Origin of the sequence: Qipengyuania sp. SS22 (genome assembly GCF_025736935.1) — a bacterium.
GTDB lineage: Bacteria > Pseudomonadota > Alphaproteobacteria > Sphingomonadales > Sphingomonadaceae > Qipengyuania.
Genome location: NZ_CP107048.1, coordinates 183,528 through 197,371, shown reverse-complemented (window position 1 = coordinate 197,371; position 13,844 = coordinate 183,528). Strand labels below are relative to the sequence as shown.

At 65.4% G+C, this 13,844-nt stretch carries 17 protein-coding genes; 6 read left to right on the top strand and 11 right to left on the bottom strand.

From position 1 onward, the window contains the following. Positions 1-77: 77 nt before the first annotated feature. From gatB to rpsU, 7 genes are all read right to left on the bottom strand, one after another. A complete protein-coding gene (gene gatB / locus N6L26_RS00950) occupies positions 78-1,577 on the bottom strand; it encodes an Asp-tRNA(Asn)/Glu-tRNA(Gln) amidotransferase subunit GatB (RefSeq protein ID WP_263606195.1) in 1,500 nt (499 codons plus the stop codon). Next, the gene (locus tag N6L26_RS00945) at positions 1,570-1,770 is read right to left on the bottom strand and encodes a hypothetical protein (RefSeq protein WP_263606194.1); all 201 of its coding nucleotides are present in this window, start codon (positions 1,768-1,770) and stop codon (positions 1,570-1,572) included. The genes gatB and N6L26_RS00945 overlap by 8 nt, the downstream gene beginning before the upstream one ends. Then, entirely contained in the window at positions 1,770-3,251 is a 1,482-nt protein-coding gene (gene gatA, locus N6L26_RS00940) for an Asp-tRNA(Asn)/Glu-tRNA(Gln) amidotransferase subunit GatA (RefSeq protein WP_263606193.1), read from the bottom strand. The genes N6L26_RS00945 and gatA overlap by 1 nt, the downstream gene beginning before the upstream one ends. 118 nt (positions 3,252-3,369) lie before the next feature. After that, on the bottom strand, positions 3,370-3,672 hold the full coding sequence (gatC, locus tag N6L26_RS00935; RefSeq protein WP_263606192.1) for an Asp-tRNA(Asn)/Glu-tRNA(Gln) amidotransferase subunit GatC: 303 nt from the start codon (positions 3,670-3,672) through the stop codon (positions 3,370-3,372). Positions 3,673-3,728: 56 nt separating this feature from the next. Further along, on the bottom strand, positions 3,729-5,444 hold the full coding sequence (locus tag N6L26_RS00930; RefSeq protein ID WP_263606191.1) for a DUF4153 domain-containing protein: 1,716 nt from the start codon (positions 5,442-5,444) through the stop codon (positions 3,729-3,731). 24 nt (positions 5,445-5,468) lie between these two features. Next, positions 5,469-6,029 (bottom strand): FKBP-type peptidyl-prolyl cis-trans isomerase, encoded by a 561-nt coding sequence (locus N6L26_RS00925; protein WP_263606190.1) that lies wholly within the window; start codon positions 6,027-6,029, stop codon positions 5,469-5,471. A gap of 78 nt (positions 6,030-6,107) precedes the next feature. Further along, complete coding sequence (rpsU, locus tag N6L26_RS00920) at positions 6,108-6,314, bottom strand: 30S ribosomal protein S21 (protein WP_007011585.1); 207 nt, start codon at positions 6,312-6,314, stop codon at positions 6,108-6,110. A gap of 220 nt (positions 6,315-6,534) precedes the next feature. Between rpsU and crcB the strand changes: the two genes are divergently transcribed. Genes crcB through N6L26_RS00890 form a run of 6 tightly spaced genes read left to right on the top strand, consistent with a single transcriptional unit; the run spans position 6,535 to position 10,209 of the window. Continuing rightward, positions 6,535-6,945: a fluoride efflux transporter CrcB gene (crcB, locus tag N6L26_RS00915; protein ID WP_263606189.1), complete on the top strand. Its 411-nt coding sequence runs from the start codon at positions 6,535-6,537 to the stop codon at positions 6,943-6,945. Then, positions 6,942-8,066 (top strand): RluA family pseudouridine synthase, encoded by a 1,125-nt coding sequence (locus N6L26_RS00910; RefSeq protein ID WP_263606188.1) that lies wholly within the window; start codon positions 6,942-6,944, stop codon positions 8,064-8,066. Before crcB ends, N6L26_RS00910 begins: the two co-directional genes overlap by 4 nt. Then, positions 8,066-8,665: an FMN-binding negative transcriptional regulator gene (locus N6L26_RS00905; protein ID WP_263606187.1), complete on the top strand. Its 600-nt coding sequence runs from the start codon at positions 8,066-8,068 to the stop codon at positions 8,663-8,665. The genes N6L26_RS00910 and N6L26_RS00905 overlap by 1 nt, the downstream gene beginning before the upstream one ends. Then, positions 8,662-9,321 carry an HAD-IA family hydrolase gene (locus tag N6L26_RS00900; protein ID WP_263606186.1) on the top strand — a complete coding sequence of 220 codons (660 nt, stop codon included), beginning with the start codon at positions 8,662-8,664 and terminating at the stop codon, positions 9,319-9,321. Before N6L26_RS00905 ends, N6L26_RS00900 begins: the two co-directional genes overlap by 4 nt. Continuing rightward, a complete protein-coding gene (locus N6L26_RS00895; protein WP_263606185.1) occupies positions 9,308-9,517 on the top strand; it encodes a hypothetical protein in 210 nt (69 codons plus the stop codon). The genes N6L26_RS00900 and N6L26_RS00895 overlap by 14 nt, the downstream gene beginning before the upstream one ends. Continuing rightward, a complete protein-coding gene (locus N6L26_RS00890) occupies positions 9,514-10,209 on the top strand; it encodes an ATP12 family protein (protein ID WP_263606184.1) in 696 nt (231 codons plus the stop codon). The genes N6L26_RS00895 and N6L26_RS00890 overlap by 4 nt, the downstream gene beginning before the upstream one ends. Before the next feature lie 6 nt (positions 10,210-10,215). Here N6L26_RS00890 and N6L26_RS00885 read toward each other — a convergent pair whose 3' ends face one another. Genes N6L26_RS00885 through N6L26_RS00870 form a run of 4 tightly spaced genes read right to left on the bottom strand, consistent with a single transcriptional unit; the run spans position 10,216 to position 13,787 of the window. Beyond that, complete coding sequence (locus tag N6L26_RS00885; protein WP_263606183.1) at positions 10,216-10,800, bottom strand: ABC-type transport auxiliary lipoprotein family protein; 585 nt, start codon at positions 10,798-10,800, stop codon at positions 10,216-10,218. 11 nt (positions 10,801-10,811) lie between these two features. Next, positions 10,812-11,762, bottom strand: coding sequence for an MlaD family protein (locus tag N6L26_RS00880; RefSeq protein ID WP_263606182.1), 951 nt, complete (start codon positions 11,760-11,762; stop codon positions 10,812-10,814). A gap of 10 nt (positions 11,763-11,772) precedes the next feature. After that, a complete protein-coding gene (locus N6L26_RS00875; protein ID WP_263606181.1) occupies positions 11,773-12,675 on the bottom strand; it encodes an ABC transporter ATP-binding protein in 903 nt (300 codons plus the stop codon). Further along, on the bottom strand, positions 12,675-13,787 hold the full coding sequence (locus N6L26_RS00870) for an MlaE family ABC transporter permease (RefSeq protein ID WP_263606180.1): 1,113 nt from the start codon (positions 13,785-13,787) through the stop codon (positions 12,675-12,677). The genes N6L26_RS00875 and N6L26_RS00870 overlap by 1 nt, the downstream gene beginning before the upstream one ends. Positions 13,788-13,844: the final 57 nt, after the last annotated feature.

The window sequence follows — 13,844 nt, the reverse complement described above, 5'->3', positions numbered from 1 at the left end:
GCGCGCGCTCGGCGAGCTTCATCTGGGCTCGACAAGGGCCGCCTCGAGCGGCCCCTGCCCGGTGTTCAGCCCAGCGCTTAGCCCAGCTTGTCCTTGAGGATCTGGTTGACCACCGCGGGATTGGCCTTGCCCTGCATCGCCTTCATCGTCTGGCCGACGAAGAAGCCGAACAGCTTGTCCTTGCCGCCGCGATACTGTTCGACCTTGTCCTCGTTATTGGCGAGGATTTCGTCGATAGCGACCTCGATCGCGCCGGTGTCGTTGACCTGCTTGAGGCCCTTTTCATCGGCGATCGTTTCGGGCGTACCGCCTTCGCGCAGGACGATTTCGTAGATTTCCTTGGCCTGGCTGCCCGAAATTTCGCCCTTGTCCTGCATCGCGAGGATGCTGGCCTGCGCTTCGGCGGTGGCATTGGTCATCTTGGCGTCGTCGCCAAGCGATTTGACCACGCCGGGGGCAACCGACAGCGCCCAGTTGGCGACCTGCGTCGCGACCTTGGCTTCGGGCTTGCCGATCTTTTCCGCCGCGACTTTGAGCAGCGTTTCGAAGCGCGCGAAGGTCTCGACCTCGGCGGTCAGTTCGCGCGCATTGTAGGGCGTCAGGCCCAGCTCGTTCTCGTAGCGCGCACGCTTGGGGTCGGGCAGCTCGGGCAGCGAGGCGCGGCATTCGTCGAGGAAGCTGTCCTCCAGCTCGAGCGGGAGCAGGTCGGGATCGGGGAAATAGCGGTAGTCATGCGCGTCTTCCTTGCTGCGCATCGACCGGGTTTCGTTGCGGTCGGGATCGTAAAGCCGGGTTTCCTGGACCACCGTACCGCCATCCTCGATCAAATCTACCTGGCGCCGCGCTTCCTGTTCGATCACCGCCATGACGAAGCGGACCGAATTCACGTTCTTGGTCTCGGTGCGGGTGCCGAGCTCGCTGTCACCGACCTTGCGGACCGAAACGTTGACGTCGGCGCGCATCGAGCCCTGCTCCATATTGCCGTCGCACGATCCGACATAGCGCAGGATGCTGCGCAACTTGCGGACATAGGCGCCGGCCTCTGCGGGCGAGGTCATATGCGGCATGGAAACGATTTCCATCAGCGCGACACCGCAGCGGTTGAGATCGACATAGGACATGGTCGGGTGCTGGTCGTGCATCAGCTTGCCCGCATCCTGTTCGACATGGATGCGCTCGATCCCGATGACCTTGTCTTCGGGGATACCGGCCTTCTCGTCGGCCTCGATCAGCAGCTGCCCCTCGCCCACAATGGGGTGGTAAAGCTGGCTGATCTGATAGCCCTGCGGCAGGTCGGCGTAGAAGTAGTTCTTGCGATCGAACCGGCTGTATTTGTTGATCTGCGCCTCGATCGCCATGCCGGTGCGCACCGCCTGCCGGATGCATTCGCGATTGGGCACGGGCAGCATGCCGGGCATCGCCGCATCGACGAGGCTGACCTGCGTGTTCGGCTCGGCACCGAATTCCGTACTCGCGCCGCTGAACAGCTTGGCGTTGGAAGTGACCTGCGCATGGACCTCGAGGCCGATCACGACCTCCCATTCGCCCGTTGCGCCCTGGATGCGGTAACTACTCATCGATCTTCTCGCTCTGCGTGAGGGTCACGCTCATGTCTTTCTTCTCGGGGGCTGGCGGATGCGTGGGAAGCTGTTCGCCGTCGGGACCGAACCGCGCTTCGCCGTGCTCGACGTTGCGCGAAATGTAGAACGCAACTGCACCCGTCAGGAAGATGGTCCCGACAATGACCAGAAGCATTCCGACTCCGGGCATTACCACCACTTCTCCGGCTGCGCGTCGAACCCGGCGCGCTGCTGGATCGCGAGGCCGGTGTTGAGCACGCCCTGTTCGTCGAACGGTTTGCCCACGATCTGCAGGCCAAGCGGCAGGCCGTCGGCATTGACCATTGCGGGCACGCTCATCGCGGGCAGGCCCGCAAGGCTGGCCGGGACCGCGAAGACGTCGTTGAGATACATCGTCAGCGGGTCTTCGTTGAGCGAGCCGAGCGGGAAGCTGGCGGTCGGCGTGGTCGGCGCGAGGATCGCGTCGCACCCGGCGAATCCCTTCTCGAAGTCCTGGCTCACCAGCGTGCGGATCTTCTGCGCCTGCGTGTAATAGGCATCGTAGAAGCCCGCGCTCAGCACATAGGTACCGATCAGGATGCGACGCTTGACCTCGTCGCCGAAACCGGCGGCGCGGGTGGCGGCATACATGTCCTGCAGCCCCGCCCCGTCGGGCAGGTCGCGCAGGCCGTAACGCACGCCGTCATAGCGCGCGAGGTTGCTCGAGGCTTCGGCGGGGGCGACGATGTAATAGGCAGGCAGCGCATATTTGGTGTGCGGCAGGCTGACATCGACGATCTTGGCGCCCGCATCACGCAGCCATTCCTTGCCCTGCTCCCAGCTGTTGAGGATTTCCTCGTCGGTGCCATCCATCCGGTATTCCTTCGGGATACCGATCGTCTTGCCCTTGAGGTCGGCGTCCAGCCCGGCTTCCCACGCGGGAACATCCATCTGCAGGCTGGTCGAATCCTTGGGATCGAAGCCCGCCATGGCTTCGAGCATGATCGCGCAGTCTTCGACACTGCGTGCCATCGGGCCCGCCTGGTCGAGGCTGGAGGCGAAGGCGACGACGCCCCAGCGGCTGCAGCGGCCATAGGTCGGCTTGATCCCGCAGATGCCGGTGAAGGCGGCGGGCTGGCGGATCGAACCGCCGGTGTCGGTGCCCGTTGCGGCCGGCGCGAGCCGTGCGGCCACGGCGGTGGACGAGCCACCCGACGAACCGCCCGGGCTCATCGCGGCATTGGTGCCGTCCTTCTTCCACGGCGACGAGACATTACCGAAATAGCTGGTCTCGTTCGACGAACCCATCGCGAACTGGTCGAGATTGAGCTTGCCGAGCATGCCAGCGCCTGCGTTCCACAGGTTCTGCGACACGGTGCTTTCATACTGCGGCGTGAAACCTTCGAGGATGTGGCTCGCGGCAGTGGTCTGCACGCCCTTGGTCGCGAACAGATCCTTCATGCCGATCGGCACGCCGCCCATGGTCCCCAGATCCTCGCCCTTGGCGCGCTTGGCATCGGCGGCATCCGCTGCGGCGAGCGCATGGTCGGGCGTAGTGACGATGAAGGCGTTGAGGTCGGCGGCCTCGGCCACGGCGCTGTTGAAGGCTTCGGCCACTTCGCGCGCGGTGAATTCACCGCCGGCTACGCCGTCGCGGATCGCCTTGACGCCGAGATTGGTCAGTTCGGTCATGGTCTCGTCTCTTCCGTCAGCGCATGGCCTTCGACAAGCTCAGGCTGAGCGGGTTTATGGTATGAAGCGATCAGATCCGCTCGTCCTGAGCCTGTCGAAGGACACTCACGACGCAGCATTATTCGATCACCTTGGGCACGCCGAAGAAGCCGTGTTCGGCCGCCGGGGCATTGGCGAGCACATCATCGCGCCGACCGCCGCCGGTCTTGGGATCGGCATCGACCACATCGTCGCGCAGCCGCAGCGTGTTGGGAATGACCGCGGTCATCGGCTCGACGCCGCTGCAATCGACCTCGCCCAGCTGTTCGACCCAGTCGAGGATGTTGTTGAGTTCGGGGACCATCGTATCGAGCTCGTCATCGCCCATCTTGATGCGGGCGAGCGAGGCGATCTTGGCCACTTCTTCGCGTGTTACTGACATGCTCGCGCACTAGCCGCGCGGGGGCTGCGCTTCAAGCACGATGCTGCAGCGCAACGTTATTCGAAGGGATCGCCCGCAGGCTGGCCGTCGATATAGACCCGCCGCCCCGACCATTCGCGGATTTCGACCGTCGAGTCCGCATCCTGATCGGGGGCCGCGAGTGGCTCTTTGAGCGCCGCTTCACGGGCAGCTGCCACGGCCTCCTCGTCGGCGGGTTTGGCGAGATCGAACTTTTCCCGGATAACCCGCCCGTTCTCGACCAGCGCAACAGTGCGCCGCCCGTCCTCGTCGCTGCCCATATCCAGCGCAACACAGGGATCGTCACACCGCCACGGTGAATCACGCACGTGGCTTTCGACATATGCCCGCAGCGCCTCATCCTCGAACTGCATACGCAAGTTCGCGAGGCGTTTGTTGCGCTCAGTGCCTCTTTCGACGTCCCGATAAGTGCGCGTTTCCTGCGTGAGAGCGCTGTCGGCGAGATCGGCCACGTCAGCATCGTCGCTCTTGGCAAGCCGCGCCAGTACCTCGCGCCCGGCATCGCCGAATTCCCAGCGCAGGGCGTCGAAATCGAATTCGTCCACCGTCACCTTGCCTGCCTCAAGCCGCGCGACTTGGTTGCGCGCGGAGATCGCGCCGAAGTCGAACAGCGGCAGCGCGAGGATGAAGGCCAGCACGCAGGTCGCCACCGCGAGATGCATGTTCGCGCTGCGCACGCGCTCCATCCACCCTGCCATGCGCCCGCGGATCGGTGCCACAAAATAGGCGAGGCCATACGCCACGGCGACTGCGACCGCGACGATGCCCCACAGCCGTTCGGGGCTGAGGCCATATTCGGCAATCCGCGTACCGGTCGAGATCGCGGCAAGCAGCGCGAGGGGGAAGATCGCCAGCGCCAGCGCCAGCGCGGCCCAGCGCAGCACACGGTTGCCGCTCGCCTCCTCCTCGCCATTGCGGACCACCGCATTGACCATGACGAAGCTGGCGACCGCAACCGAGAGCAACAGCGGCGTCGGGCTTTCGGTTGCGTTCCACAGCACCGAAAGGCCGCTCGCCAGTACGGCCAGCAGGAAGATGACCAGTGCAATCGCCAGGGGCACCGCGATGATCGAGAACACCAGCATCACCACCGATTGCAGCGTTCCGATGATCTTCAACTGGTTGCGCAGCACGCCCAAGGCGGCGCCAAATGCCGCGCCCGAGAAGGTCCAGCCGAACCAAGGTTCGCTGACCACGTTCTCGACGATATCGATATCGATAGCGGAGAACAGCGCCGCCAGCAGCACCACCAGCAGCCACGAGATACCGGTGAAGACAAGCGCCCCCGCGCCGCTGATGGCATCGGTCCAGACATGGAAGTGAGTCTGCTCGTAAGCTGTGCCCCAGCGCAGCCGATGGAAGCCCGCCTGGAACAGCGGCAGTGCCAGCGTGATCGCGACCAGTCCGGCCGCAATCCAGAAAACTTCGTCGGCATAGCGGTCGCCCGCAGCCGAGGCACGCCAGGCGATCCCCGCCATGACCAACGCTACCAGTACGGCAAAGACCAGCGGCTCCTTCCAGCGGGCGCGATCGACGGTGAAGGCAAGCGCCAGCGGACCGAAGGCAGATGCGGCGACCAGCGCGGCGCGCCACGGCGGCATGTTGTCCGCATTCCAGTCGGAGAACAGATGGACACAGAGCCCGGCGATGCCGAGCAGTGCCGCAAGAAGCCACGGGCGCAGCGGCCAGTCGGCATGGGTGGCGGGCGCGTGGGCCTGGGTCATCTCACTCATGCGCCTCTCCCCCCTGCGGCTCGATTACTGGCCCGGTGGCGGCGCTGCCGGACCGTCCGCACCCTGTTCGCCCATCATCTGCTGGAGTGCAGCGGCGCGGGCCTGGAAATCGTCGCGGCTCATGAAATCGACCACTTCGACTTCGAATACCAGATCGGCATTGGGCGGGATCGGCGAGCCCGGGGGCGGTTCGGCGCCATAGGCCTGGTCGGCGGGGATCGTCAGCACGTAGCTGCCGCCCTTCTGCATCTGCTGCAGGCCATCGATAAAGCCGTCGATGATCGCGCCTTCTTCGAGCAGCAGCGGATTGCCTTCGGGGAACAGGCCCGGCGGGACCGGCAGCGGCTGCGACCGGTCGAATTCGGTCCCGTCGGCCAGCTTGCCGACGTAATTGACGAACACCACATCGCCCACCTGGGGCGATTCGCCCGCACCCGCGGTCACGGTCTCGACATCGAGCCCCTTGGGCATGGCAGCCCAGGCCAGGCCACCGCCGATCAGGATGGCGAGGATCACACCGAGCCACAGCTTGGTCAACGAGCCCTTGGCGACGGGCTGGAGGGGAACGCGGGTAATCTCGGTCATGGGTAATTCTTCCGGATACGCAAAGGGCGCGGATTGCTCCGCGCCCTCATGGCTTAGCTTCGATATTGCATCAACGGCTTATTTGACGCCGTCACGCTCCATCCGCTTGCGCTCGAGCTTGCGCGCACGGCGCACGGCAGCGGCCTTTTCGCGGGCGCGCTTTTCGCTCGGCTTCTCGTAGTGACGGCGCAGCTTCATTTCGCGATACACACCTTCACGCTGCAGCTTCTTCTTGAGCGCGCGGAGGGCCTGGTCGACATTGTTATCGCGAACCATGATCTGCATAAACTTCAATACCTCGACTTTGCGGGCCAGAGCCCGCGCAAAAGCGGGGTATGCCTCCTTGAATAGGGTTTCGCTTGTTCAACGAAAAGCGCGCCGAATCCGTTCCGGACCGGCTCGAACGGGGGCGCACATACGGATTCTCGCGACTGAAAGCAAGTCTTACTCGCTCGCTGCAGCATCGGGATGACGAACGCGCAATTGGCGGCTAAGGGCAGCGGCAATGTCCACCTTTACTCCTTTCGTCGCCGCGCTGCACGTCTTTGTCGGCGGCGGGTTCGGCGCAGTGCTGCGCTGGCAGCTGGGTCGCGCTATGACCGGCTGGCTTGGCGCGCCCATCGTCACCGCCTTCCCTTTCGCCACTCTCGCGGTCAATGCCGCGGGTAGCCTGGCCATGGGCCTGCTCGCCGGCTGGCTGGCGCGCCACGGCGGCGGGGGCGGCGAACAGTTGCGGCTGCTGCTGGGGGTCGGCCTGCTCGGCGGGTTCACCACCTTCAGCGCCTTCAGCCTCGAAATGGTGCTGCTGCTCGAACGCGGCAATTATCTCTTCGCCCTGCTCTACGGGGTCCTGTCGATCGCCATGGGCATCACCGGGCTGATGGTCGGACTTGGCGTGATGAGGATGGCAGGATGAAAACCTCCGACGAAGTACGCAGCTTTACCGTCGACCCCGACGATGACGGGATTCGCGTCGACCGCTGGTTCAAGCGGCACCTGCCGCAGGTCGGCTTCGGCACGGTCAGCAAATGGGCGCGCACCGGGCAGGTCCGGGTCGATGGCAAGCGGGTGAAGCCCGACGACCGGCTCGCACAGGGACAGCAGATCCGCGTGCCCCCGGGCGGCGATGCGCCGCACAAGCAGCCCAAGACCAAGCGCGAGCTCAAGCCGGCCGAGATCGAACAGGCCGAGGCCATGCTGATCGAGCAGACCAAGAGCGCGCTGGTAATCAACAAGCCGCCGGGCCTGGCGACACAGGGCGGGACGAACACGTTCAACCATGTGGACGGCCTGCTCGACGCTTACATCAGCGGCGAGGACGAACCGCGTCCGCGCCTCGTCCACCGGCTCGACAAGGATACCAGCGGCGTCCTGCTGGTGGCGCGTACGCCCGGCAGCGCAGCCTATTTCTCCAGGCGCTTTTCGGGGCGTTCGGCCAAGAAAATCTACTGGGCGCTGGTGATCGGCGTGCCTGATGTGAAGGAAGGCGTGATCGAAGCGCCGCTCGCCAAGCAGCCCGGTTCAGGCGGCGAGAAAATGCATGTCGACCACGAGGGCGGCCAGCCGGCCAAGACCAAGTACCGGGTCGTCGATGCGGTGGGCAAGAAGGCCGCCTGGCTCGAACTGCAGCCGCTGACCGGCCGCACGCACCAGCTCCGCGTGCATTGCGCGGCGATGGACCACCCGATCGTGGGCGATGGCAAATATGGCGGCAAGGAAGCCTTCCTGACCGGCTCGATCAGCCGCAAGATGCACCTTCATGCGCGGCGGTTGATCATCGACAGCCCCGACGGCGGCAAGCTCGACGTGACCGCCGATCTGCCCGAACACTTTGCCGCTTCGATGGAGCAGCTCGGGTTCGACGTGAACCTGTCCGATGCCACCCCCATGCGCGATGATCCGCCGCCCAGGACGCGCGAGGAGAAGAAGCAGCAGGCACGCCAGCATGCGAAGAACTATCGCAAGTCGCAGCGCTCGCCGCGCCGTGCGCGCGGTGCGGCACCGGGCAAGCCGAAAAAGCCCCGGGGCAAACCCTGATGCATCCCAACCCGCTCTTCCGCAGTGACGATCGGCAAGCCATCGAAGCGATGATTGCGCAGGTCGGCGTGGGGACCGTGTTCCTGCAGACGCCCGCAGCCCCCCGCGCCGCGCGAACCCCGCTGGTCATGGGCGGGAAAAACCGTATCCAGTTCCATCTGGCCAAAGCCAACGCGTTGTTCGATCATCTGGACGGGGCAAGTACGCTGGTCACCGTGGACGGACCCGGCGGCTATATCTCGCCGCGCTGGTACGCCAATCGCGACACCGTCCCGACGTGGAACTATGTCGCGGTTGAAGCGGTCGGAATCGTCCGCCGCATGGCCGATGACGAACTCGAAACCTTCCTTCACCGCCTGATCGCGATGCAGGAAGCCCGACTGGGCGGGGACCGCTGGTCCGCCGATGAAGCGAGCGAGGCCGTGTGGCAGCGGCTGTTCGGCGGGATTGGCGGTTTCGAGCTTGCCGTCGAGGAATACCGTCCGACGATCAAGCTGTCGCAGGACAAGCCCGCCCCCGTTCGCGAAGCCATCGCGGCAGGCGTGGAACGCGCGGGCAATGGCGATCTGGCGGGTGCGATGCGCGGTTTGCCCGCATGAGCCGCTTTGTCGTCTTCGATTGCGACGGCACGCTGGTCGATGGGCAGGCGGCCATTTGCGAGACGATGGAACTCGCCTTTACAAATGTCGGGCTGGTCGCCCCCGAACGCAACAAGGTGCGCCGCATCGTCGGGCTCAGCCTGCCCTTTGCCTTGCGCGAACTGGCGCCCGAGGCCAGCGACGACGAGCGTCACGCGGTGGTCGAAGCCTATAAGTCGGGATATCGGGATTTGCGCCTGTCCGGTGCGCTGCGCGAACCGCTGTTCGAAGGTATCGGCGCGCTGATTGACGAACTCGACACCGAGGGACGGCTGCTGGGTGTCGCCACGGGCAAGAGCGACCGCGGCCTGCACGCCTGTCTCGATACGCATGGCATCAAGCACCGATTCGTGTCCCTGCAAACCGCCGACCGCCATCCGTCCAAGCCGCATCCCGCCATGCTGGAAGCCGCGCTGGACGATGCAGGCGTGTCCCCGAACGACGCGGTAATGATCGGCGACACCAGTTTCGATATGGAGATGGCAGTCGCGGCCGGCGTGCGCGCGATCGGCGTGTCGTGGGGCTATCACGAACCGCAGGAATTGTTCGATACGGGCGCCAGCGCGGTCGCCGACACCGCACAGCAATTGGGAGACTTGATCCGTGGACCAGCATGATCCGGCCAAGGCGCGCTTCCTGACAATCCAGGCCGTCCGCCTGTCGGGCGTGGCGCTGGCGGTATTCGGCGCGCTGGTCCTGAGCCAGATCCTGCCGCTGCCCGAAATCGTCGGCTATCTCTTCCTCGCGCTGGGCGCGGTCGACGTGTTCATCCTCCCGATCTTCCTCGCCAAGCGCTGGAGAAGCGGCGAGTGAAGCGGTTCTACAAGGACGTCAGTGTCGAGCAGGTCGCAGCGGGCTATCACGTCGCGCTCGATGGCCGTCCGGTCAAGACGCAGGGCGGCGGGAGCCAGGTGGTCGATTCCAAGGCGCTGGCCGAAGAACTGGCCGCCGAATGGGCGGCCCAGGGCGAGACGATCGATCCCGCGCGCTTCGCCTTTCGCGACATGGCGGATTATGCGCTCGACGTCGTGCCCGCGGACCGCGCGGGCGTGGTCGCCAAGCTGCTGCGCTATGTGGAGACCGACACGCTTTGCTATCGCGCCGAGCCGGACGAGCCGCTGTGGCACCGCCAGCGCGATCTGTGGGACCCGCTGGTCGATGCGCTCGAAGCGCGCGAGGGCGTGACACTAGAACGCGTCAGCGGCGTGGTCGCCCGCCCGCATCCGGCGGAAACGATGGAAACGCTCAAGGCGCGCATCGAAACCCACGACGACTTCACGCTCGCCGCGCTGGAGCAAACGACCGCGCTCGCGGCATCCCTGTGCATCGGCCTTGCTGCGCTGGATGATGATGCCGACGGAGAAGCGCTATGGGCCGCCGCCAATCTCGAGGAAGACTGGCAGATCGAGCAATGGGGCGCCGATGAAGAAGCCGCCGCGCGCCGCGCGAAGCGGCTGGAGGCATTCCTCAAGGCAATGGCCTTCGTGCGGCTGGCGCGCGCTTAGACCGGCTCAGCCGACCCAGTCGGCGACCTGTCCTGCGACATCGTTGGCAGCCTGGTTGAGCGCCGGGCCGACGAAGGCGGTTTCGGGCGCGGCCACGGGTACGCGCGCTTCGAAGCGGCGCGTCATGGGTTCCGCGTCATTGGTGTTGCGCACTGCATCGAAGGTCACGACGGCTTCGAGGGTGCGCGCGTCGTAACCGAAGGCGCGCAGCGAGCCGTGCAGGCGATCGGTCGCGTTCACGCCCGGATCGGCACCATCGATGACCACGCGGCCGGTGCGCGAACGGATTGTTTCGGCGACCAGCTGGCCGAACAGGCGCGCGGGCCGATCGACCCAGACGGCGTCCTGCAGATAGGCGAGCTGCGTATCGGTGACCTGTACCGGCACGCGGGTGACATCGAGCGCGCGGGTCGCTTCGAACTCGACGATGGCCAGCGCGGTGCCCTGCGCGGCTGCCGCACCGGCGCCCGCGGGCGCGGTGGTGGTGGGCGTCAGCGTCAGCAGGCTGTCGGGTGCTTCGCCGCCGAAGCTGAGGCAGCCACCGAGCAGCAGGACCGGGGCCAACGCGGCAAGTGTGATGGTGCGTGTCATGCTCTGGCCCCTTACGGCTTGTAGTCGGGCAGCGGCTGGCTCGAAAGCAGCGCGCCCGCGCCCTTTTCGTCGATCTTCTCGGTCACGTCGCGCAGCGCCTTGCTGGTGGCGCGCAGGTCCTTCAGCGTGGCTTCGGCGGCGGGCAGCGTGCTTTCGGTCAGCTGCCGGGTCGCCGGGCGCGCTTCGTTTAGCGTGTCTTCGAGCGCCTTGGCCGCGCCGCTGGCGGATTCGAGCGTCGAGCGCAGGTCGCGCGCGATCGCCTCGCCTTCCTGGTTGAGGATGCGATCGGTCGAGGCAGTGACCTTTTCGAACTGGTCCAGCGCCTCGCTCGCTTCGCGCAGGGTCACCTGCAGTTCGGCCATGGTCCGCTCAAGCTGCGGCGCTGCGGCGGCGAAGCCCGCGCTCGCGGCGTTGGTGTTGGCGAGGATCTGCGAGATTTCTTCCTGGTTGCGATCGCTCAGCAACACGGTCAACCGCTCGGTCAGCGTGGCCAGCCGTTCGAGCAGGAGCGGCGCGCTGGCCAGCACGGCGCCGAAGCCGCCGCCGGTAGTGGGCGGAATGATCGGCACGCCTTCGGTGCAGGCGGTGGTCTCGCACGAAATCGGCGGGGCACCGCTGCGCGCGCCATCGAGCGTGATCGTCGACACGCCGGTAAAACTGCCCTGGATCGTCGCGGTGGTGCCGACCAGGATGGGCACGCTTTCCTTCACCTTGATCCGCACGCGGACAAATTCGGGATCCTTGTCCCACAGCACGATTTCATTGACCTGCCCCACGGGCACGCCGGCGAAATCGACCGAGCTGCCATTGGCGAGACCCGCGACCGACTGCTTGAAGAAGATATCGTATTCGTTCTGGTCACCGCCGCCGAGGCGCGCGAGCCAGACGATGAACAGCGCGAGCGCGCCGAGGATCAGCAGCGTTACCGCACCGACCCAAACGTGATTTGCCCGCGTTTCCATTGGTTTCGCCCTATGCCTTGCCCGCAGGCGGTTTGTCCAACGCTTTGACCGCATGCGCGGCGACCGGTTTGTCCATGTGCCGGCGCAATTCGTCGAGCGCCTGTGCGGTCAGCGCCGCGCGCCCGCGCGGACCGTTGAAATATTGCTGGATCCACGGATGGTCCAGTTCCATCAGATTGGGCACGGTGTCGACCGCGATCACCTGCTTGTCCGCCAGCACCGCCACGCGGTCGCAGATCTCGTGCAGCGTATCGAGATCGTGGGTGATCAGGAATACGGTCAGCCCGAGCGTTTCCTTCAGTTCCAGCGTCAGCCGGTCGAACGCGGCCGCGCCGACCGGGTCGAGCCCCGCGGTCGGCTCGTCGAGGAACAACAATTCGGGATCGAGCGCCAATGCGCGGGCGAGCCCGGCGCGTTTCTTCATCCCGCCCGACAGTTCGGAGGGAAACTTGGCCACTGCCTCTTCGGCGAGCCCCGACAGCACCACCTTGTAGCGCGCGATCTCGTGGCGCAGATCGGGTTCGATATCGGGGTAGAACTGCTTGAGCGGCACTTCGACATTCTCGCCCACGGTCAGCGTCGAGAACAGCGCCCCGCCCTGAAACAGCACGCCCCAGCGGTTGCGAATGCCGATATTCACATTGGGATCGGTGTCGATGATCGACTTGCCGAACACGCGGATGTCACCTTCGGTCGGGCGTTGCAGCCCGATGATCGAGCGCATCAGCACGCTCTTGCCGGTGCCCGATCCGCCAACCACGCCGAGGATTTCGCCGCGCCTGACCTTGAGATCGAGGTTCTCGTGAACGACCTGCGGGCCGAAAGCATTGGTCAGCCCTTCGACGACGATCGGGTAATCGCCGCGATAGCGTTCGTGGCGGCCCAGTTCGCGCCCGGTTTCGTCCTGCGCCATCAGCCCCACCCGATTTCGGTAAAGAACACGGCGAAGAAGGCATCGATCACGATCACGGCGAAGATCCCCGTCACCACCGCCATGGTGGTGCGCAGGCCGACGTCTTCCGAATTCCCCTTGACCTGCATGCCGTGATAGCAGCCCGCCAGCGCGACGATCAGCCCGAACACCGGCGCTTTGACCAGCCCGACCCACAAATCGTAGATCGGAACCACGTCCTGGATCCGGGTGAGGAAGGTCCAGAACGGAATGCCCAGCATGAACTGCCCGACGAACGCGCCGCCGATTATCGCAACCCCGGAGGCATAGAAGCCGAGCAGCGGCATCATCAGCACCGCGGCAAGGATGCGCGGAACGACCAGCGCTTCCATTGGCGAGATGCCAATGGTCTGCATCGCATCAACTTCCTCGGTTAGCCGCATCGTCCCGATCTGCGCGGCGAAGGCACTGCCCGATCGGCCCGCGACCATGATCGCGGTCATCAGCACACCCAGTTCGCGCAAGGTGATCCGGCCGACCAGATTGACGGTCAGCGTCTCCGCCCCGAATTGCGCCAGCTGGACCGCGCCCTGCTGCGCGATGACCACGCCGATCAGGAAGCTCATCAAGCCGATGATCGGCAGCGCCGACACCCCCACCAGTTCAAGCTGGCGGACCAGCGCGAGCACGCGGAAGCGGCGCGGATGGCGGATCAGGCTGCCGATGGAGATCAGCAGCGCGCCCAGGAAGCCGATCACGCCGTATGCACCGTGGCGGGCGTTGAACAGCTTGTCGCCCACCGCCTGCGGCACGCGCTCCCACACGGGCAGGCGCGGCGCGGTAATGTCTTCCTCGACGCTCATGCCCTCGAGCGCGCCGACCAGCCGCTTGGCGCGATCGCTCGCACCGACGATCTCGGCATCGTGCGTCTTCGACAGGCTGCAGGCCACCCATGCGCCGACCGTATCGATTTCGCTGATGGCAGACAGGTCGATGGTGTCGATGGGCCCATCGAGGACCCGCAAATCCTGGTCGATCGCACCAATGGTCGAGACCAGATAGGGCCCGGAGAGCACGAGGACCGTAGCCCCGTCATCATCCTCGATCAGTTCGTATTCGGCGAAACTACCCATTGCGGCGTCGTATGCGAGCAAATCCTCCACTTGCCAAGCGGCTATCGCGCGACTTCA